Genomic DNA, 18,861 nt, shown 5'->3' with positions numbered 1-18,861 from the left:
AAATTTGCAAGTAACGGGCCTTTCATAGCACTTCTTACAGCTCGTACAGGCGCTTCCAGTTGTCCCGCGAGGTCAGCTCGGGCATGGAGCGCTTGTACTGCTCCTGCACCGCCCCGCCTTCCTTGCGAAGCCGCTGGATGACCTTCGCGCCCTTACGGGCCAGGTCGAACATCTTCGCGCGGTCGTACGAGCGGACCCGCACGCCTTCCTGCGAAGCGTCGGTGACGACGGCCGTGTCGAAGGTCGCGACGTGCCACCAGTGGGCCTCGTCGATCGGGATCGCGCCGAGCGAGTGGCGGCTGCGGCCGAGCACCCGGTCGAGGACGCGCTTGATCAGCACCAGGCGCTGCATGCTGGGCCGCGGCGCGCTGTTGATGATGCCGATGTCGTTCGACGCGATGCCCGGGACGTCGGTGGCCTTGTGCCGCTTGGTCTCGGGGTACTCGTCGCGGATCCGGCGGATCTCCTTCATCGCGGCGACGCCGCCGTCACGCAGGACCTCCGGCCCCTCGAGGAAGTCCTCGACGGCCTTGATCAGCGTGGCGGACAGGCCGTACTGCATGCCGAGCAGGTACCGGACCAGCTGCGCGATGAGCACGCGCGAGAGCAGGTTCAGGTTGAACGGCGAGTGCAGCGCGGCGGTGATGATCGAGTTCCGCAGGTTGAAGTAGCGGTGCCACTCGTCCCAGTCCTTCCAGTGGAAGTCGGCGTGCCAGACGCCGGCGCCCGGAAGGGTGACCGTGGGGAAGCCGTGCGCGCGGGCGCGGTAGCTGTACTCCGCGTCGTCCCACTGGAAGAAGAACGGCAGCGGGTAGCCCGTGGCCTTGACGACCTCGTACGGGATCAGGCACGACCACCAGCCGTTGTACCCGGCGTCGAGGCGGCGTTCCTGGCGGTTCGGCTTGAGGGTCTCCTCGTCGACGCCGAGCAGGTCGGCGGTCGAGAGCGAGTGCGTGACCGGCTGGCCGGGCTCCAGCGTGTTCAGCCGGGCGTATTCGGCGCCGACGTGCAGCTGGTTCGGGTGCAGCAGGTTCAGCATCTGCCCGCCGACGATGACCGGGTTGACCGTGCGGTTGGAGAACGCGGTCATCCGGATCACCAGGTCCGGCTCGAGCAGCACGTCGTCGTCCATGAACAGGACGTTCGCGTGCTCGGTCTCGGTGTGCCCGGCGACCTCGTAGAGGCCGCGGGTGAACCCGCCGGCGCCACCGAGGTTCGGCTGCTTGATGTAGTGCAGCTTGTCGCCGAGGTCCTTCGCGACCTGCTCGAAGCCGTCACGCGACTCGACGAGGTCGGTGCCCTGGTCGGCGACGTAGATCGCGTCGAGCGTCTCCAGCGAGGAGACGTCGGCGGCGAGCGCCTGCAGGTTCGACAGGCAGTCGTCGGCACGGTTCATCGTGCAGATCGTCACGGCGGTCGGGCGGATCTTCTCCGGTGCTTCGACCGTCCAGCGGACGTTCTCGACACGCAGCGACTGGCCACCCTCGGTCTCGAGGTCGAGCCAGAGCGCGCCACCGTCGTAGAACTTGTCGAGCTTCGCGGTGAGCGTCACCTTCTTCTGCTTCGCGCCCGCGACGATCTCGGCGGCGACAACGCGAGAGTCGCCCTCGATGTCGGAAGCACCGACGGACAGCTGCCCGTCACCGGTGACGACGGCCTCGACCGCGACCTCGGTCACGTCGGTCCAGCGCTGCCAGTAGCTCGCGGGGAAGCGCCCGAAATAGGTGTTGCCGGACACCTTCGACGCCGGCTCGATGGCGATGCCCGCGCGTTCGCGTACGGCACTGCCCCATTCGAGCTCGGCGTAGAGGTCCTTGCTGACGATGGGGGCCGGGCCGGCGTAGAGCCCGCGCTGCGCGGTGAGACGGCCCTGCGGGGTGCGTTCCGCGAAGCGGGTGTCGTCGATAGTGCTCACCATGGCGCTCGGGGCCTCTCCGGTGACGGCGGCTTTACCGGGCATGAATCCTCAGTTCTCCTCTGTGCTTGTCAAGACCGGGCTGGTGGCGGTGCTGCGGGGCTCACGGAAAACGACCCACTTGAGCATGACGAAATTGATCACGGTCGCGGTTGCCTGCGAAACGACCCAACCGAAAGTGGCCTTCCAGGCCGACTCCGGCAGGACGTGCAGCATCGTGCGGTTGACGCCGACGGCGACGAGGAATGTCACGGCGTACAGGAGTACGAAGCTACCGATCTGACGTGCGCCTTCCTGGCGTCCACCGGCGAAGGTGAACTTGCGGTTCAGGAAGAAGGCTGTCGTGGTGCCCACGATGAAACTGAACGCGCGGGCGACGTCCACCCACGGCGTCGCGTCCATTCCCAGGGCACGGAGCCCCTGGTAGACGCCGAAATCGACCAAGGCGCAGAAGCCGCCGACGAGCGCGAAGCGGATGAGCTGCCCGAGCAGCCCAGGGGAGGACGGCGCTGCCGCCGTCGAACCGGCTTGCGGGTCGGTCGCCACCACTGCTCTACCTCATAAACTGCTGGGGCTGGTGCCCAAAGTGTAGAAGCGAGCACTTCAGGGTCACGTTCCGGGCAGTGTTCGGCGTGGTTACCCTGGTCGGCGTGACCCAAGCACCCAAGACACAGCGGCAGTCGCTCATGGGCTGGGCAAGGACGTCGCCGAGCATCGCGGACGTCCTGAGCACCCCCGACGTGGAGACCATCGCCCGCGCGGTGACGCAGGCCGGGGAACGCGGGGTCATCGCGCGCGGTCTCGGCCGGTCGTACGGCGACCCCGCGCAGAACGCGGGCGGCCTGGTCATCGACATGACCGCGCTGGACCGCATCCACTCGATCGACCCGGACTCCGGGATCGTGGACCTCGACGCGGGCGTCAGCCTCGACAAGCTGATGCGCGAGGGCCTCCCGTACGGCCTGTGGGTCCCGGTGCTGCCGGGCACGCGCCAGGTGACCATCGGCGGCGCGATCGCGAACGACATCCACGGCAAGAACCACCACTCGGCGGGCAGCTTCGGCAACCACGTCGTTTCGCTGGACCTCGTCACCGCGGACGGCCAGGTGCGCACGCTCACCCCGGAGGGCCCGGACTCGGAGCTCTTCTGGGCGACCGTCGCCGGCATCGGCCTGACCGGGATCATCGTCCGGGCCAAGATCCAGATGACGAAGACGGAGACGGCCTACTTCAAGGCCGACATCCAGCGCACGGCGAACCTCGACGAGACCCTCGCGCTGGTCACCGACGGCTCCGAGGACAACTACACGTACTCGTCCGGCTGGTTCGACTCGATCTCGCGAGGTGCGAAGCTCGGCCGCGCCGCCTTCCAACGCGGTTCGCTCGCCAAGCTCGACGAACTGCCGCCCAAGCTGCGGGCCGACCCGCTCAGGTTCAACCCGGGCACCCTCGCGACCCTGCCGGACGTGTTCCCGAACGGGCTGGCGAACAAGCTGTCGTTCTCCATGGTCGGCGAGCTGTACTACCGCAAGACCGCGAAGAACGCGCGCGACCAGATCCAGAGCCTGACGGCGTTCTATCACCCGTTGGATCTCTTCGGCGAGTGGAACCGCGCGTACGGCACCAACGGCTTCCTGCAGTACCAGTTCAGCACGCCGCTGAACGCGCACGAGCCGCTGCGCCGCATCATCCAGAAGGTCGCGGACTCCGGCCACGTGTCGTTCCTCAACGTGTTCAAGCAGATGGGCGAGGGCAACGCGGCGCCGCTGTCGTTCCCGCACCCCGGCTGGATGGTCTGCCTCGACTTCCCGATCAAGGCCGGGCTGAGCCGGTTCTGCCAGGAACTCGACGAAGACGTGCTCGCCATCGGCGGGCGCCTGTACACGGCGAAGGACTCGCGGACCTCCGCGGAGAACTTCGCGAAGATGTACCCGCGGCTCGAGGAATGGCGCAAGGTCCGCGCTTCCGTTGACCCCGAAGGCGTTTTCGCCTCTGACATGTCCCGAAGGTTGGAACTGTGATCGACGCTGTGGGCAACCCCCAGTCCCTGCTCCTGCTCGGCGGTACCTCCGACATCGCACTCGCGATCGCGGAGAAGTACCTGGCCGAGCGCCCCCTCCGGGTCGTGCTGGCCGGACGTCAGTCGTCGCGGCTCGACGCTGCGGCCCAGCGCCTCAAGGACAAGGGCGCCGAAGTATCCACTGTGGATTTCGACGCCAAGGACATGGCCTCGCACCCGGCCGTGCTGGACAAGGCCTTCGAGGGCGGCGACATCGACGTCACTGTCGTCGCGTTCGGCCTGCTCGGCGACCAGGAAGAGCTGTGGCAGGACCACGCGAAGGCCGTCGAGGCGGCGACCGTGAACTACTCGGCCGCGGTGTCGGTGGGTGTCGCGCTGTCGAACAAGCTCAAGAAGCAGGGCCACGGCAAGGTCATCGCGCTGTCGTCGGTCGCCGGTGAACGCGTCCGTCGCTCGAACTTCGTCTACGGCTCCTCCAAGGCCGGTTTCGACGGCTTCTACCTCGGCCTCGGCGAGGCCCTGTCCGAGTTCGGCGTGCAGATCACCGTCGTCCGCTCCGGCCAGGTCCGGACCAAGATGACCGAAGGTCTCAAGGACGCCCCGCTGACGGTGGACGCCGCACAGGTCGCCGAGACCGCGGTCAACGCCGCGCGCGCGGGCAAGGAACTGGTGTGGTCGCCCGCGCCGTTCCGCCTGGTCATGTCCGCCCTGCGGCACATCCCCCGGCCGATCTTCCGGAAACTGCCGATCTAGGGAACGAGCCCGCTGGTCCATTCGTCTCACCCGGGCACGGAGAAGATCCGTCCCCGGGTTGAGAGGAATCGATGGCTGACCAGGAAGCCAAGCTCGACGCGGCCATCCGGTCGTTTCAGGAGCAGGCCGCCAAAGCCGCGGAGCTGAAGGACAAGATCGCCGGGCTGCGCGGATCCGCGCGCAACGCCGACGGCTCGGTGACGGTCACCGTCGCCCCGTCGGGCGCGCTGCTGGGGCTCCAGCTGTCCCCCAAGGCGATGAACCGCACGCACACCGCGTTGCAGCAGGACATCCTGACCGCGATCAGGGAAGCGACGCAGCAGGCCGCGGCCGCGATGCAGCAGACCGTCCAGCCGATCCTCGGCGACCGCGCGGAACAGTTCAAAGAGGCGTTCAACGCCCACGTCGAACCGCTCGGGCCGAGTGCTCCCCCGCCCGCGGAATCCCTCGCCGGACCGGCGTCTCCCGTCCAGCAGCAGCCCGTCCGCACCCAGCGCCCGTCACGACCGGCGCCCAGTGACGACGAGGACTTCGGCGGCCCGATCCTGCGGAGGGACTCATGACCGGCTTCGGCGTCCAGACGGAAGCCCTCACCGCGCACGCGACGGGGTCCAAAGAGGCTTCGGGGAACTTCGGCAGCCTCGCGAGCCTGCTGGAGCAGGCCAGGGTCTCCGACGACTGCTTCGGCCCGCTCGGCGAGCTGATGGCGTTCAAGTACTTCGAGGGTCTGCAGGAGTGCCAGGACCTCGCCGAGCAGGCGAAGTCCTTCATGGACCAGATCGCCGACAAGACCACCACTGCGGCGAAGACCTACATCGACCACAACCAGGGCACCGCCGAGGTCATCACCGGACTCGGTGCCGGGCTGGACGACGGCGGCAGCGGGCCCGGCAGCCTGAGCGATCTCAACAGCGCCGGCGACTCGGGCCGCAAGGGCTACTGGGAGCAGAACGGCGGCTACGGCAGCTCGTGGATCAGCACGTCCTCGGACGTCGCCAGGGCGAGCAGTCCGCCGGACGTCGCGATCGCGGCCGTGCACGCGCGGATGGAACAGCTCCAGCTCGTGATGAGCCCCGGTCAGTCCTTTTTGGACAACGGACTCGGCTTCCTGATCGGGATCGTGATCAGCCCGCTGGTCGAACTGGTGCTGGAGCCCGCGATCGGCGACCCCGAGCAGATGCGCAGCACCGCCAAGGGCTGGGAACAGACGGCGAAGTGGCTCGACGGTGTCGCCGAGCACGAGCAGAAGCGCGCCGAAGGCACCCAGGAGGCGTGGAAAGGCCAGGCGGGTGACGCGTTCCGCGGCCAGATGACCGAGTTCTCGGGCGGCGCCAAGGCGTTCGCGAACGACGTCCGCGGGCTGCAGCAGATCCTGGAGATCGCCGCCGACCTGTTCGACGCGTTCGTCGAGATCGTCATCGACATCATCCAGGAATTGGTGATGGGCCTGATCATCGAGTGGCTGGCCGCGCTGGCCGCCTCGTGGATCACGGCGGGTGCCTCGGTCGGCGCGGCGGGCGCGGCCACGGCCGGTCAGGTCGCGGTGACCGGCGGACGGCTCGGGATGAAGGTCAAGCAGCTGCTCGGCAAGCTCAAGCCGCTGATCGAGAAGCTCGAAGACATCCTGAAGATGCTCCGCAACGGGCCGCTGAAGAAGGTCGTCGAGCGTGCCGAAGGCCTGCGTGACGGCAACTGGCTGCAGAAGCGGCTCGCCGACCAGATCGACAAGAACCCGCTGGCCAAGATCGTCACCAAGGCCAACCCGGCGACCGGGGCCTCCAAGACCGCGAACAAGTTCGCGGACCGGTTCGGCGTCGGCGGCGAGGGTTCGGACGCACTCACCACGAACCTCACCGAGGCCGGGCTGCGGGCGATGGGCATGAGCGGGACGACCAGCGTCGGCAAGGCCGCCTTCCGCGGCAGCGCGGGTAACCTGACCGAACTGGGCGTCGAGCAGGGCGTCAAGGCGGGCTACCACGAGTCGCAGGATTCGTCGTCCGAAGAAGAGCGCCGCGCGGCGACCGACAGAGGGTTCACGATCGAAGAATGAATCTCGGCTACCCGCTCGGGGCCGCGTCGCAGGCCCTTCCCTCGCTGCACCCGGGCGAACGGTTGCTGTGGGCCGCGTACGGCCGGACGCTGAACTACGACGTACGCGGCCTCGACCCGTGGGGTGTGCCGAAGAAGAGCGTGCTGGGCAAACTCGGCTCGGGCGCGGCGAACTTCGCGGGCGACATGGTCGGTGCGGCGCTGGGCGGGGGCGACGACGGCGGCAAGTCGAATCCGCCGTCACCCCAGGTCATCGTGCTCGGCGAGCAGGGCGCGCTGGCGCACGCGGCGGTGCGGGAGCTGTCCACCAGCGGCTCGCTTTCGCGGCTGTGGGCGCTGACCAGCGCGCGGCTGCTGGTGCTGGAGAAGTTCGTCCCGCCGGAGCCGCCCGAGCCCGCCGAGAAGTCGTTCATGTCGAAGGCGATCGGGGTCGGCAAGGGCGTGGTCAAGACCGGCAAGGAGATCGCCGCGATCATGACCACGAAGACCTACGGCGAGAACGCCGAGGGCGTCCCGATCGCGAGGCACGAAATGGTGCCGCGCGCCGAAATCCCGCGCGACCGGATCGCCGGATTCGCCGTGGCCGAGCACGGCAAGAAGCGGCGCCCCTGTCTCCGTGCGTCCTTTGTGGACGGGTCGGGGATGGATTTCCTGTTCGACTGCGAGGATCCCCGGCAGTTCGCCTGGCTCCACTCGAGGACGGTGAGCTGATGGAACACACGCTTCCGATGGCGGAATCCGTCGACGAGGTCGTCGAACGGGAATTGCACCAGTACTGGCTCGCGCCCGGCGAACGCCTGATCATCGGCTGCCCTCCCGCGCACGGATACGTGGGTCTGCTGCTGGACGGCGAGCTCGCGCTGCCTTACGCACCCGCACGCGAAACCCCCGCGGTGACGGGGAAACCGCGCTGGCCGCTGCCCGCGCCGGACGTCCTCGAAGCCGACTGGACCGACGACCCGACGATCGCCTACTGGGCCGTCGCGCGGAGCGCGGACCAGACCGCCGTCCGGATCGCGGACCATCTCGCCGGCGGCCACGGCGAGGCGCGGTTGACGCTGTCGGACCGGCGGCTGGCCGTCGTGTACCCGGCGAAGATGCTGGAGGGCGAGGATCCCGCCGCCCAGCCGTTCCGGACCTTCGAGGAGATGCCGTCGGGCGTGGTGCGTTCGGTGTCCGCGCAGTACGTGGGGCGGAGTTTCCCGGCGCGGCCGGTGCTGCGGTTCGTCTTCGCCGACGGGTCCGCGGTCCACCAGCGGGACCTGCTCGCCGTCACGAAGGCGACCCGGGCCGACTCGCGCCGCTGACCCCCCGCGTTAAACCTCTAGTTGCGGGACACTGGAGGCCATGGGGAGAAAGCGGCTCGACACGCATCAGGGCAGGCACCTCTTCGGCCAGGATCCCGAGTCCTACGACGCCGGACGCCCCGGCTACCCGGACCGTGTCTACGAAATCCTGACCGGAGACTGCGGCCTCGGCCCCGGCGCGCGGGTCGTCGAGATCGGACCGGCGACCGGACTGGTCACGGCCCGGCTGCTCGCGCACCAGGCCACGGTCACCGCCGTCGAACCCAGTGCTCCCCTCGCCGACTTCCTTCGTGCTTCGCACCCGACCGAAGCCCTCGAAGTCGTCACCGCCCCCTTCGAGGACGCCGAACTCCCCGACGACGCCTACGACCTCGCGGTGGCGGCCACGTCCTTCCACTGGGTCGAGCCCGACGTCGGCGCCGCGAAGCTGCGCCGGATCGTCAAACCGGGCGGGCACATCGCGCTCTGGTGGATGATGTTCGAGGATCCGGCCCGGCCGCACGAGTTCGACACGGCCGCCGAGGAGATCCTCGGGATGTCACCGGGGACCGTGATGGATCCGGGCGGGCCACCATTCCAGCTGGATGTCGACGCGCACCGCGAGTACCTGACGGCGGCGGGATTCACCGGCTTCGAAAGCGAAGTGATCCGCTCCGAGACGCGGATGGACGCCGCCCGGCTGCGCACGTTGTACGCCTCGATGGCGCTCGTGCTCAGTCATCCGCCGGAAGAGCGCGTGCGCCTGCTCGACGCCATCGAGAACCTGGTCCTCGAACGGTTCGACGGTGAGGTCGTCCGCCCGTTCGTGACGGGGTTCTACCGCGCGGGCAACAGGTAGAGCTTCTGGGTGCCCATCCACGGCGAGTGGATGGTCCAGGTCGCCAGCGCGTCCGACGGCGGTGTCTTGCTGGTGGTGGCCAGCACCAGATCCGGGGTCGCGGGCGGGACGCTGTGGTCGAAGAACCGGAAGTTCGCCGCCAGCAGGGCCTTGCCGAGCTCGCCGCTGCGGTTCTTCGTCTCGATGATCGCCGGATCGACCGAGCCGCGGTCGGAGAACTGGTCGACGATGTCGCAGCCGCAGGCATAGGCGAGCGCGCCGACCTCGCCGGCGCTTTCCACCTTGCGCCCCTTGGTCAGTTCGCCCAGCTGCGAGCCGATCTCGCGGTACTCGTCGGACGCGGCGTGGTTGCTGGTGATGGGCGCGAACCGGCGCGGCAGTTCGGGAGTCGCGTAGGCGACAGCGCTCACGAGGAGGAACGCGCCGGCGAGGATCCCGGTGCCGAGGCGGGCCCGGCCGGGTATCGCGCAGGCACCGGCGGCGAGGAAGACCGTCGCGCCGATGATGCTCGGCGCGTAATACCAGTGGTACGGCGGGACGTTCAGCCAGCAGTAGGCCAGATAGTGGGCCGCACCGGCGATCGCGAGCGTCGCGAACGGCGCCAAGCGCTTCGCCCGTTCCGAGCCGCGCCGGTAGTGGAATGTCCACAGTAGACCGGCGAGTCCGCCGATCACGAGCGGCAGAAAGGAAAGTGTCGCCGCCAGCGGGAAGTTGCGCCAGTACAGCAGCGGGCCGTTGGTGAAGCTGAACGGTCCCCACGAGCGTTGCATGATCTTGATGACCAGGGTGTCCGGCACCGCCGAGCCCAGCACCAGCCAGCTGAACAGGAACCACGGCAGCATCACCGCGAGCGCGGCGAACGTCATGCGCCAGATGCCCGTCCAGAATTCGCGGCGGGCGAGGAACAGGACGAACGCGATCAGCAGCAGGTCGATCCGGATCAGCGCGATCAGGCCGATCACCGCGCCCGCGGCGGCGGGACGGCGTTCGTGCAGGAACACCATCAGCCAGACGACGGCCGTCGACCCGAGGGCGACTTCGAGGCCGACCGACGACAGCAGCAGCGGGTTCACCAGCAGGAGGCCCAGCGCCAGCGGGGCGAAACCGCCGGGAAGGCCGGTCGCGGTGCCGATGCGGCGCAGGCCGAGGACGAGCGCCACCTGACTCGCGACGAAGACGATCCCGGCGGCGAAGACGGCATCGCGGACGATGAAGGTGACGAACGCCAGCACGAGGACGTTCAGCGGCGACGTCGCGGTGTTGGCGGTGCCGTCTTCGATCAGGCCCCAATGGCCGTGGAAGGCGAGGTTCTTCGCATACGAAAGCGTGATGTACGTGTCGTCGATCAAATGCCCGCTCACCAGCACGAACACCAGGGCCGAAGCCACCGCCGCCCCGGCGGGCAGCACCCAGGGGCGGGTAAGGACGGCGGCTCCCGGCAGCGCACCGGAAGTCTGGGGAAGTTCAGCGGAGGCGCTTCGCATCACGAACACCGTACACGGTGTCGTGATGATTCCGTTATCTACCCGCCGTGGGGCCCGTCACGCCACCCGCGGTCGCCGGGGCCGTCACGGAAGTCCCGGTGCGCCCCGGGACCGCCCGGACCACGGTGTTCGCGGGAGATCCCCGGCCGGTCGTCATGCCTGCTGACGGCGAGGCCGACGGCGGTGCCGATGACCCCACCACCGAGCAGGAAGCCGATCAGGCCGACCGCGACCAGCTGCGTCGCGCGATGTCCCACGAAACGGCGGAAACCGCCCTTCGCGGGCGGAGCCTGCTGCGGTGGCACCCAACCGGGCGGAGGCCCGGCGGGGGCGGCGGCAGGGGTCTCGGCCGCCGTTTCGGCAGAGGGTTCGACGGGTTTCTTCGCGGTCTCGTCACCGACCGCGGGCTGCTCGACCGTTTTGTCCTCGTCACCGGACGGCCGCTGCGGGTCGCTCATCTTTCGCTCCTCAGTCGATGGGAGCGGGCTTCGTACCCGCTCCCATCACCGAGGATGCGTGCGCAACCTGTGGATGCGCTGTGCCCCAGCTGTCGAATCAGAGATAGAACGACAGGAACAGCGTGACCACCCAGCTCGCGCCGAGCACCTGGAGCACGCGGTCCTTGAGCGCGATCTCCTCCGGCTCGCCCGCGTTGCCGCCGTCGACGTCGACGGCGTAGCGCAGGACGGCGACCACGAACGGGACCATCGAGACGACCGCCCAGACCGAGTCGTGCTCGACCTGGCGGATCTCGAACGCCCACAGGCAGTAGGACATGATCAGGATCGCCGCGGACGTCGCCCAGACGAACCGCAGGTAACTCGCCGAGTACTTCTTGAGCGAAGAGCGGATCTTCGCCCCGGTGCGCTCGAAGAGCATGATCTCGGCGTAGCGCTTGCCCGCCACCATGAACAGCGAGCCGAACGCGGTGACCAGCAGGAACCACTGCGAAAGCGCGATACCCGCGGCCACACCACCGGCGATCGACCGCATCAGGAAGCCCGAGCCGACGATGGCCAGGTCGACCACCGGCTGGTGCTTGAGCCCGAAGCAGTAGCCGAGCTGGACGGCTTCGTAGACCGCCAGCACGACCGCGAGCTGCCAGCTGGCGAAGAACGAGATGCCGAGGCCGGCGGCGAAGAAGAAGCCCGCCGCGACGAAGGCCACCGGCACCGGCACGATCCCGGCCGCGATCGGCCGGTTCCGCTTGGTCGGGTGGGCCTTGTCCGCTTCGACGTCGATCGCGTCGTTGATGAGATAGACCGAGGAGGCCACCAGCGAGAACGCCGCGAAGGCGATCAGCGCGGCGATCAGCAGGCCGGTCCGGTCCGTCGACTTCGAAAAGGCGAAGAACGGTGCGGCGAACACCAGCACGTTCTTCACCCACTGGCGCGGGCGTGCCGTCTTGATGATGCCGCCGACGAGACCGCCGGCGACCTTCTTCGGTGCGGCGGCCTCGGCCACGGGATCTACGTCGTCAGGCTTGGAATCGGCCTTCTCGGTCGTTTCACTCATCGTCGCTTCAGCTTCCTACGTATCAAGCCGCCGACTACGCCCCCAAGGGCCGCTCCGGCCAGAACGTCGGTCGGGTAGTGGACGCCGAGCACGAGCCGGGAGGCCAGCATCGGCGGTACCAGGGCCGGGACCAGGTTACGCCCGGTCAATCCGGAGTAGAGCACCGCCGCCGCCGTAGTCGAGGTCGCGTGCGAGGACGGGAAGCTCAGCTTGCTCGGCGTGGAGACCAGGACCTCGACGCTCGGGTGGTCCGGTCGCGGCCGCCTGACCACGCGTTTCACCGCGATGGACGCGGCGTGCGCGCCGACGACGCCGACCGCGGCGACCAGCCAGTCCTTGCGGCGCTTCTTGTCCACCGCGGCCCCGACGAGGCCCAGCGCGAACCATCCCGCGCTGTGCTCGCCGAAGTGCGAAAGACCTCGTGCCGCCTTCACCGTGACATCGCTCTTCAGGACGCCCTGAGCCTTGGCCAGGACTGCGACCTCACCCGTGGGTGCGCCCTTCTCAAGCATCGAGGGACCCGTCGAGAGGCGCGCCATCGGTCAGGTGCGGCGCGATCTTGTTCTCGAACGCGGTCAGCGCCGAGCCGATGGCCATGTGCATGTCGAGGTACTTGTAGGTACCGAGACGGCCACCGAACAGCACGTTCTTCTCCCGGGCCTCGGTCTTCGCCAGCTCGCGGTAGGCCTCGAGCTTCTCGCGGTTCTCCGGGGTGTTGATCGGGTAGTACGGCTCGTCGGCCTCACCGGCGAACCGGGAGTACTCACGGAACACGACCGTCTTGTCGTTCGGGTAGTGCTTGCGCTCCGGGTGGAAGTGCCGGAACTCGATGATCCGGGTGTAGGGCACTTCTTCGTCGTTGTAGTTGACCACCGAGGTGCCCTGGAAGTCACCGGTCTCGACGACCTCGGACTCGAAGTCCACCGTGCGCCAGGTGAACCGGCCGGCGGAGTACTCGAAGTAGCGGTCCAGCGGGCCCGTGTAGACGGTCGGGGTGCCGGCGGGGATGTGCTCGCGGACGTCGAAGTAGTCGACGTTCAGCCGCACCTCGATGTTCTCGTGCTCGGCCATCTTCTCGAGCCACGCGGTGTAGCCGTCGACCGGCAGGCCCTCGTAGGTGTCGTTGAAGTACCGGTTGTCGAAGGTGTAGCGGACCGGGAGCCGGGTGATGATGTCGGCGCCGAGGTTCTTCGGGTCGTTCTCCCACTGCTTGGCCGTGTAGCCGCGGATGAACGCCTCGTACAGCGGGCGGCCGACCAGCGAGATCGCCTTCTCTTCGAGGTTCTGCGCGTTCGCGGTCTCGAACTCCGACGACTGCTTGGCGATCAGCTCACGGGCCTCGTCCGGCGTGTGCGACTTGCCGAAGAACTCGTTGATCAGGCCGAGGTTCATCGGGAAGGAGTAGACCTGGTCCTTGACCTTGGCGAAGACCCGGTGCTGGTAGCCGGTGAACTCGGTGAAACGGTTGACGTACTCCCACACGCGCTTGTTCGAGGTGTGGAACAGGTGCGCACCGTAGCGGTGCACCTCGATCCCGGTCTCGGGCTCGGCCTCGGAGTAGGCGTTACCACCGAGGTGGTGGCGCCGCTCCAGCACGAGGACCTTCTTGCCGAGCTCGGCCGCGGCCCGTTCGGCCACGGTCAGCCCGAAGAAACCGGACCCGACCACGATGAGGTCGTAGCCGGCGAAATCGGCTTCAGTAATCTTGTCGGGGTTCGTGTGCGCGCTCACGGGCGTCGAGGGTACGCAGGTCGCCTCGGTGCTCTGCATCCGAGCACCGGTTTCCACCTTCGACAGACACATTTTAGGAAGCAGTGCCTACTCCGGACACCTTCTGGTCCTACTTCGGTGCGACCCTCACTTACCTGGCCGTACTGGCGATCCCCGGCGGTCTCGTCGGCCGGGCCGCCGGTCTGCGCGGCTGGGCCCTGGCGGGGCTGGCCCCGCTGTTGTCCTACACGGTAACCGGCCTGGCCGGTCCGTGGCTGGCACTCGCGGGCGTGTCGTACAACCCCCTGACCGTGGCAGGCGTCACTGCCGTGCTCGCCGGGATCGGCTTCGGTCTCAGAAAGCTGGGTCAGAGCCGCGGCTGGATCACCCCGGGCGCCGAGGAACCGCCGACGAAGTGGCACCCGCGGGCGCACTACGCCGTCGCCGCCTGCGTGGCGCTGGCCGTGGGGATCTCGATCCTCGTCGTGCTCTCCGCCCGCGGCGGGACGACGGCGGTGTTCCAGCGCTGGGACACCGTGTTCCACGCGAACGGCATCCGCTACATCGCCGAGACCGGCGACGGCTCGCTGACCGGCATGGGCACCATCAACTGGTACCCGGACGGCTCGTTCTACCCGAACGCGTATCACCTGGTCGGCTCGCTCGTGTACTCGATCTCGGGCACGACCATCCCGGTCACGCTGAACGCCATCACCATGCCGGTCGCCGGGATCTTCGCGCTGTCGATGGTCGCCCTGATCCGCCAGCTCGGCGGGCGGGCGGTGTTCGCGGGCTGCACGGCCCTGGTGGCCGCCGCGGCCACCACCGGCGCGTACGAGTCGGTGTCCAGCGGGCTGCTGCCGTTCGCGCTGGGGATCGTCCTGACGCCGCTGGCCGTCGTCGCGCTGGCCCGGTTCCTCGCGCGGCCAGGCCTCGACACCGGATTCGTGCTCGCGCTGACCGCTGTCGGCCTGCTCGCGGCGCACTCGTCGGCACTGTTCGGCGCACTGCTGTTCGCCTTCCCGCTGGTGATGCAGCGCTGGTATCGCGCGCTGCGGCACAAACCGCTCGACGGGGTGCCCGAGGGCCGCGCGGGCTGGCGGATCATCGGCGGCGACGTCGTCAAGATGGTGCCGGTGATGGTGGGGAGCGCGCTGCTCGCGGCGCCGCACATCCTCGGCGCCCTGAAATTCACTTCGGGTTCATATCCGTACTACGCCTGGGGCTCGGAACTGCCGGTGGTGAAGTCGCTGGGGCTGCTGGTGACCTTCCGGCAGGTGCTGAGCGCGCCACAGGTGTGGCTGACGGTGCTGCTGGTCATCGGTGTCCTGAGCCTGTTCCGGCTCGGCCGGATGCGCTGGATCGGGCTCGCCGCGCTGGGCTTCTCCGCGCTGTTCGTCCTGGTCGCCTCGTTCGGCGCCGAACCGTGGGTGATCTCGCTGTCGCGGCCGTGGTGGAACGACCGCTACCGGCTGATGGCGCTCGCCGCGATCCCGCTCTGCCTGCTGGCCGGGCACGGGATGGCGGAGCTGCAACGCTGGTTCGCGAAGTGGGCGAGCGGCCGGTCCTGGGTGAAGAGCCGCCCCGCGCTGCCCGCCCGGCTCGGACTGGCGACCGCGGTGTTCATCGTGGCCGCTTCGGCCGTGCTGACCAAGGGCTTCTACACCGAGTCGAACGCGCACGCGGTGTCGTTCCTGTACTACAACGGGCCCGAGGGCGAGGTCACGCCGCCGGTCAGCGCCGACGAACTGGCCGCGATGGACGCGCTCACCAAGATGAACGTCGGGCCGGACGAGAAGGTGCTCAACGAGCGCTTCGACGGGACGGCCTGGCTGTACGCGATCACCGGCATCCACCCGGTCGCCGGGCACTACGACCCGGGTGTGCCGCCGCCGGACGCGAAGTACCTGGCGCTGCACTTCCGGGACTACGACACCGACCCCGAGGTGCAGGCGGCGGTGAAGCGGCTGAACATCAAGCACGTGCTGATCGGGAGCACGCCGATCAAGATCGGTGAGCCGCCGGCGCCCGGGCTGCGGGATCTGGACGGGCTGAACTTCCTGCGCAAGGACTTCGGCAACGCCGGCGCGTCGATCTACACCCTGACCCGCTGACGCGCTCCGCTTCCCGCGCTCCGCTCCCTGCCCTCCGCTTCCCGCGCTCCGCTCCCTGCCTTCCGCGCTCCGCTCCCCGCCCTCCGCGCTGACGCCACCCAGGCTCACGCGCCCGACGCTCCACACATGCAATGAAAGGCCCGTTCCTTGCAAAATTTGCAAGGAACGGGCCTTTCATAGCGTTCGGGAGGGTCAACGCGAGACAGGACCGGAGGAGCCGGGACCCAACGGTCTCCCCAAGGGCGCCCCGCGCCCGACGGAGACTTCACCGTCGCGCGCCCTCTTTCGGCCGAAGGCCACGGAAACATTTTGCGGGGCGCCTACCCCGAAAACGCGAGCCCCGCCACGATCTGCGCCCCGCGAAATTTTTCCGTCAGCGCGCGACAAACAAAAACAGCTCGCGTGGTCGCGGACTGCCCCCGCCGCGACCACGCGAGCCTTAGTCCCCCATTCACCCCCGGGGTGACCCATGAGGGGTAGCCGCCCGGCGGCCACACCCACTCGCTGTACTCATCCCTCAGACGGCCGTTGAGCGGAACCGGTTTACCCGGTCCGCCAACGTCACCCGATCGGCCTAAGCGCTCCGGCCTTGGAGTACCGGGAGTACGTCGCTGACGACCTCCTCGAGCGTCGACTCGCGGCCGACGTAGTAGTCGCTGGACCGCGGCCAGTGCGTGACGATGTCGGTGAAGCCGAGTTCCCTGGCCCGCCCGGCCGCGTCGGTGAACGCGCCGACGCTGGAGAGGGAGAAGACCGGCGCCGAGTCGAGGCTCAGGAACCGCTGCACGCTCGCCTTGTCCCGGCCGACGGCCTCGAGGCGCTCGTCGAAGGTCTTCACGAGTCCCGCGACGCCCTTCCACCATTCGTCCTGGGTCTCCGACTTGACGCCGGTGGTGGCCCAGCCCGCGCCGAACCGCGCGGCGAGCGTCATCGTGCGGGGGCCGTTCGCGGCCACCAGGAACGGCAGCCGCGGCCGCTGCACGCACCCGGGCAGGTTCCGCGCGCCCTTGGCCCGGTAGTACTCGCCCTCGAAGTCGAAGCCGTCGGTCATCAGCAGGCCGTCGAGCGCTTCGACGAACTCGGTGAAGCGGTCCGTGCGTTCCTTGACCGACAGTTCCGGGCCGTCGAGGACGGCGGCGTCGTAGTTGGTGTGCGGGACACCGGCGCCCACACCGAGGATGAAACGGCCGTCGGAGATGTCGTCGAGGGTGGTCAGCTCGCGGGTGAACGGCACGGGGTGCCGCGCGACCGGCGACGCCACGAAGGTGCCCAGTCTGATCTTCGACGTCACCGTCGCGGCCGCCGTCAACGTTGGCATCGCACTGAACCACGGGCCGTCGACGAGAGTCCGCCAGCCGAGGTGGTCGTACGTCCAAGCGTGGTCGAAGCCGTATTCCTCGGCGGCCCGCCATTTCGGCTCGGCCGCCCACCAACGATCTTCCGGAAGGATCACGATGCCTACGCGCACAGTCGCCGAACCTAGCGGTGCCCGTCGGCCCTTCGCCCGATGGGCGGATGTTCGGGGACAATGCGACGGTGGAGAAACCCCTTCTGATCGCGTCCGATGTCGACGGCACCCTGCTCGGCCCGATGGAGGCCCTGACCGAACGCACGATCGACACCGTCCGGCGCGTCACCGAGGCCGGAGTCCCCTTCGTGCTGGTCAGCGGGCGCCCGCCGCGCTGGATCGCCCCGATCGCGAACCCGCTGAACCTGACCGGCTACGCGGTCTGCGCGAACGGCGCGGTGCTGTACGAGGTCGGGACGGACCGGATCGTGGCCGTCCACGGCATGCTCGAACCCACGCTGCTGCACGACGCGGTGAGTGCTCTTGATCACGCTCTTCCCGGCTGCCGGTACGCCGCGGAGCGGATCGGCGAGTCCGCGCTCGACCCGGAAATGCGCAATTTCGTGATCGAACCGGACTACCACAACCCGTGGGGCGACAACGAGGGCACGCAGGCGCCGAGGGCCGAGGTGCTCGGGCATCCGGCGATCAAGCTGATGATCAGCAAGCGCGGGATGACCTCCGAGGAGATGGCGCTGGCTGCCCGCGAAGTGCTCGACGGCGCTGTCGACATCACCTACTCGACGAACTCCGGCCTGATCGAGGTCTCCGCGCGCGGCATCACGAAGGCGACCGGGCTGGCCGAGGTCTCCGAGCGGCTGGGCGTCCCGGCCGAGCGGGTGATCGCGTTCGGGGACATGCCCAACGACGTCGAGATGCTCGGCTGGGCCGGGCACGGGGTGGCGATGGCCAACGGACACCGCCTCGTCCTGGACGTCGCCGACGAGGTGACCGCCCCGAACTCCGAGGACGGCGTCGCCCAGGTGCTCGAGCGCTGGTTCTAGCGGCCTTCGCGGTCGAGCTTCGCGGCCTCTTCCGGGGTCGGCGCGGTGCCGCCGAGGTGCGCGGGAAGCCACCAGCGCTCGTCGTCGGCACCCGGCTTCTCCGGGTAGCCCGCCTGGACGCGGTCCACGAGCGCCGACATCCGCACGCGAAGGTCCTTCGAGAGGACTTCGGCGTCTTCTTCGGCCTTCGGGTGCATCGGCTCGCCGACGAGGATCGAGATCGGGACGTGGCGTTTGGTGAGGTCCTTCGGGTGGCCCTTGGTCCACAGCCGCTGCGTGCCCCACAGCGCCATCGGCACGACCGGGACACCGGCTTCGGCGGCCATCCGGACGGCGCCCGACTTGATGTCCTTCACGGTGAACGACCGGCTGATCGTGGCTTCGGGGAACACCCCGACGACCTCTCCGGCCTTCAGGCGCTCGACGGCTTCGCGGTACGACGCGAGACCCGCGCCGCGGTCGACGGAGATGTGGTGCATGCCGCGCATCAGCGGTCCGGCGATCCGGTTGCTGAAGATCTCCTTCTTCGCCATGAACCTGACCAGGCGTTTCGCCGGCTGCGCGCCGAGCCCGCAGAAGATGAAGTCGAGGTAGCTCACGTGGTTGCAGGCGATGACGGCACCGCCGGTGGCCGGGATGTGCTCGGTCCCCTCCACCCGGATGCGGTTGTCCAGCACCCGGAACATCAGCTTCGCCGCCATGATGACGGGCGGGTAAACGAGATCGGCCATTCGCCCAGGTTACGCTACCGTAGGGTAACCAACCTACGGTCGCGTAGGTCACAGGCGGGCTTCCGCGCCATCA

Annotated in this window: 18 protein-coding genes; 9 read left to right on the top strand and 9 right to left on the bottom strand. The window is 68.6% G+C overall.

Annotated elements, in window-relative coordinates; genetic code table 11:
- Positions 1 to 34: 34 nt before the first annotated feature.
- The gene (locus ACLJPX_RS22255) at positions 35 to 1,960 is read right to left on the bottom strand and encodes a glycosyltransferase (RefSeq protein ID WP_101611800.1); all 1,926 of its coding nucleotides are present in this window, start codon (positions 1,958 to 1,960) and stop codon (positions 35 to 37) included.
- Positions 1,961 to 1,966: 6 nt separating this feature from the next.
- Positions 1,967 to 2,464 carry a GtrA family protein gene (locus ACLJPX_RS22250; RefSeq protein ID WP_101611799.1) on the bottom strand — a complete coding sequence of 166 codons (498 nt, stop codon included), beginning with the start codon at positions 2,462 to 2,464 and terminating at the stop codon, positions 1,967 to 1,969.
- A 101-nt stretch (positions 2,465 to 2,565) separates the two neighbouring features.
- On the opposite strand from ACLJPX_RS22250, the gene ACLJPX_RS22245 reads away from it, so the two are divergent.
- The 7 genes from ACLJPX_RS22245 (at position 2,566) to ACLJPX_RS22215 (ending at position 8,882) form a co-directional block, all read left to right on the top strand.
- Positions 2,566 to 3,936 carry an FAD-binding protein gene (locus ACLJPX_RS22245; RefSeq protein ID WP_101613656.1) on the top strand — a complete coding sequence of 457 codons (1,371 nt, stop codon included), beginning with the start codon at positions 2,566 to 2,568 and terminating at the stop codon, positions 3,934 to 3,936.
- Positions 3,933 to 4,688, top strand: coding sequence for a decaprenylphospho-beta-D-erythro-pentofuranosid-2-ulose 2-reductase (locus ACLJPX_RS22240; protein ID WP_410601762.1), 756 nt, complete (start codon positions 3,933 to 3,935; stop codon positions 4,686 to 4,688). Before ACLJPX_RS22245 ends, ACLJPX_RS22240 begins: the two co-directional genes overlap by 4 nt.
- Positions 4,689 to 4,759: 71 nt before the next feature.
- Complete coding sequence (locus tag ACLJPX_RS22235; protein ID WP_410601761.1) at positions 4,760 to 5,251, top strand: YbaB/EbfC family nucleoid-associated protein; 492 nt, start codon at positions 4,760 to 4,762, stop codon at positions 5,249 to 5,251.
- Complete coding sequence (locus tag ACLJPX_RS22230) at positions 5,248 to 6,738, top strand: WXG100 family type VII secretion target (protein ID WP_101611796.1); 1,491 nt, start codon at positions 5,248 to 5,250, stop codon at positions 6,736 to 6,738. The genes ACLJPX_RS22235 and ACLJPX_RS22230 overlap by 4 nt, the downstream gene beginning before the upstream one ends.
- Positions 6,735 to 7,448, top strand: coding sequence for a hypothetical protein (locus ACLJPX_RS22225; RefSeq protein ID WP_410601760.1), 714 nt, complete (start codon positions 6,735 to 6,737; stop codon positions 7,446 to 7,448). The genes ACLJPX_RS22230 and ACLJPX_RS22225 overlap by 4 nt, the downstream gene beginning before the upstream one ends.
- Complete coding sequence (locus tag ACLJPX_RS22220) at positions 7,448 to 8,044, top strand: hypothetical protein (protein ID WP_410601759.1); 597 nt, start codon at positions 7,448 to 7,450, stop codon at positions 8,042 to 8,044. Before ACLJPX_RS22225 ends, ACLJPX_RS22220 begins: the two co-directional genes overlap by 1 nt.
- A gap of 40 nt (positions 8,045 to 8,084) precedes the next feature.
- Positions 8,085 to 8,882, top strand: coding sequence for a class I SAM-dependent methyltransferase (locus ACLJPX_RS22215; RefSeq protein ID WP_410601758.1), 798 nt, complete (start codon positions 8,085 to 8,087; stop codon positions 8,880 to 8,882).
- On the opposite strand, the gene ACLJPX_RS22210 is transcribed toward ACLJPX_RS22215, so the two are convergent.
- From ACLJPX_RS22210 to glf, 5 genes are all read right to left on the bottom strand, one after another.
- Positions 8,861 to 10,366, bottom strand: coding sequence for a hypothetical protein (locus ACLJPX_RS22210; RefSeq protein ID WP_410601757.1), 1,506 nt, complete (start codon positions 10,364 to 10,366; stop codon positions 8,861 to 8,863). The two genes, ACLJPX_RS22215 and ACLJPX_RS22210, sit on opposite strands and share 22 nt — an antisense overlap.
- A 38-nt stretch (positions 10,367 to 10,404) precedes the next feature.
- Positions 10,405 to 10,824, bottom strand: a complete 420-nt coding sequence (locus ACLJPX_RS22205; protein ID WP_410601756.1) for a hypothetical protein — start codon at positions 10,822 to 10,824, stop codon at positions 10,405 to 10,407.
- A 97-nt stretch (positions 10,825 to 10,921) separates the two neighbouring features.
- Positions 10,922 to 11,881, bottom strand: a complete 960-nt coding sequence (locus tag ACLJPX_RS22200; RefSeq protein ID WP_410601755.1) for a decaprenyl-phosphate phosphoribosyltransferase — start codon at positions 11,879 to 11,881, stop codon at positions 10,922 to 10,924.
- Positions 11,878 to 12,393: a phosphatase PAP2 family protein gene (locus tag ACLJPX_RS22195; RefSeq protein ID WP_026467226.1), complete on the bottom strand. Its 516-nt coding sequence runs from the start codon at positions 12,391 to 12,393 to the stop codon at positions 11,878 to 11,880. The genes ACLJPX_RS22200 and ACLJPX_RS22195 overlap by 4 nt, the downstream gene beginning before the upstream one ends.
- Entirely contained in the window at positions 12,386 to 13,612 is a 1,227-nt protein-coding gene (glf, locus tag ACLJPX_RS22190) for a UDP-galactopyranose mutase (RefSeq protein ID WP_410601754.1), read from the bottom strand. The genes ACLJPX_RS22195 and glf overlap by 8 nt, the downstream gene beginning before the upstream one ends.
- Before the next feature lie 83 nt (positions 13,613 to 13,695).
- Between glf and ACLJPX_RS22185 the strand changes: the two genes are divergently transcribed.
- Positions 13,696 to 15,705 (top strand): DUF6541 family protein, encoded by a 2,010-nt coding sequence (locus ACLJPX_RS22185; protein ID WP_410601752.1) that lies wholly within the window; start codon positions 13,696 to 13,698, stop codon positions 15,703 to 15,705.
- Positions 15,706 to 16,279: 574 nt separating this feature from the next.
- Here the strand turns inward: ACLJPX_RS22185 and ACLJPX_RS22180 are convergent.
- Positions 16,280 to 17,173, bottom strand: coding sequence for an LLM class flavin-dependent oxidoreductase (locus ACLJPX_RS22180; protein WP_410601751.1), 894 nt, complete (start codon positions 17,171 to 17,173; stop codon positions 16,280 to 16,282).
- Between the two features lie 83 nt (positions 17,174 to 17,256).
- Between ACLJPX_RS22180 and ACLJPX_RS22175 the strand changes: the two genes are divergently transcribed.
- Positions 17,257 to 18,057: an HAD family hydrolase gene (locus tag ACLJPX_RS22175; protein WP_410601924.1), complete on the top strand. Its 801-nt coding sequence runs from the start codon at positions 17,257 to 17,259 to the stop codon at positions 18,055 to 18,057.
- Here the strand turns inward: ACLJPX_RS22175 and ACLJPX_RS22170 are convergent.
- The gene (locus tag ACLJPX_RS22170) at positions 18,054 to 18,788 is read right to left on the bottom strand and encodes a lysophospholipid acyltransferase family protein (RefSeq protein WP_101611787.1); all 735 of its coding nucleotides are present in this window, start codon (positions 18,786 to 18,788) and stop codon (positions 18,054 to 18,056) included. The two genes, ACLJPX_RS22175 and ACLJPX_RS22170, sit on opposite strands and share 4 nt — an antisense overlap.
- Positions 18,789 to 18,861: the final 73 nt, after the last annotated feature.

Origin of the sequence: Amycolatopsis sp. lyj-90, from assembly GCF_046549035.1 — a bacterium.
Taxonomy (GTDB): domain Bacteria; phylum Actinomycetota; class Actinomycetes; order Mycobacteriales; family Pseudonocardiaceae; genus Amycolatopsis.
This window is presented reverse-complemented; position numbering and strand designations above follow the sequence as displayed.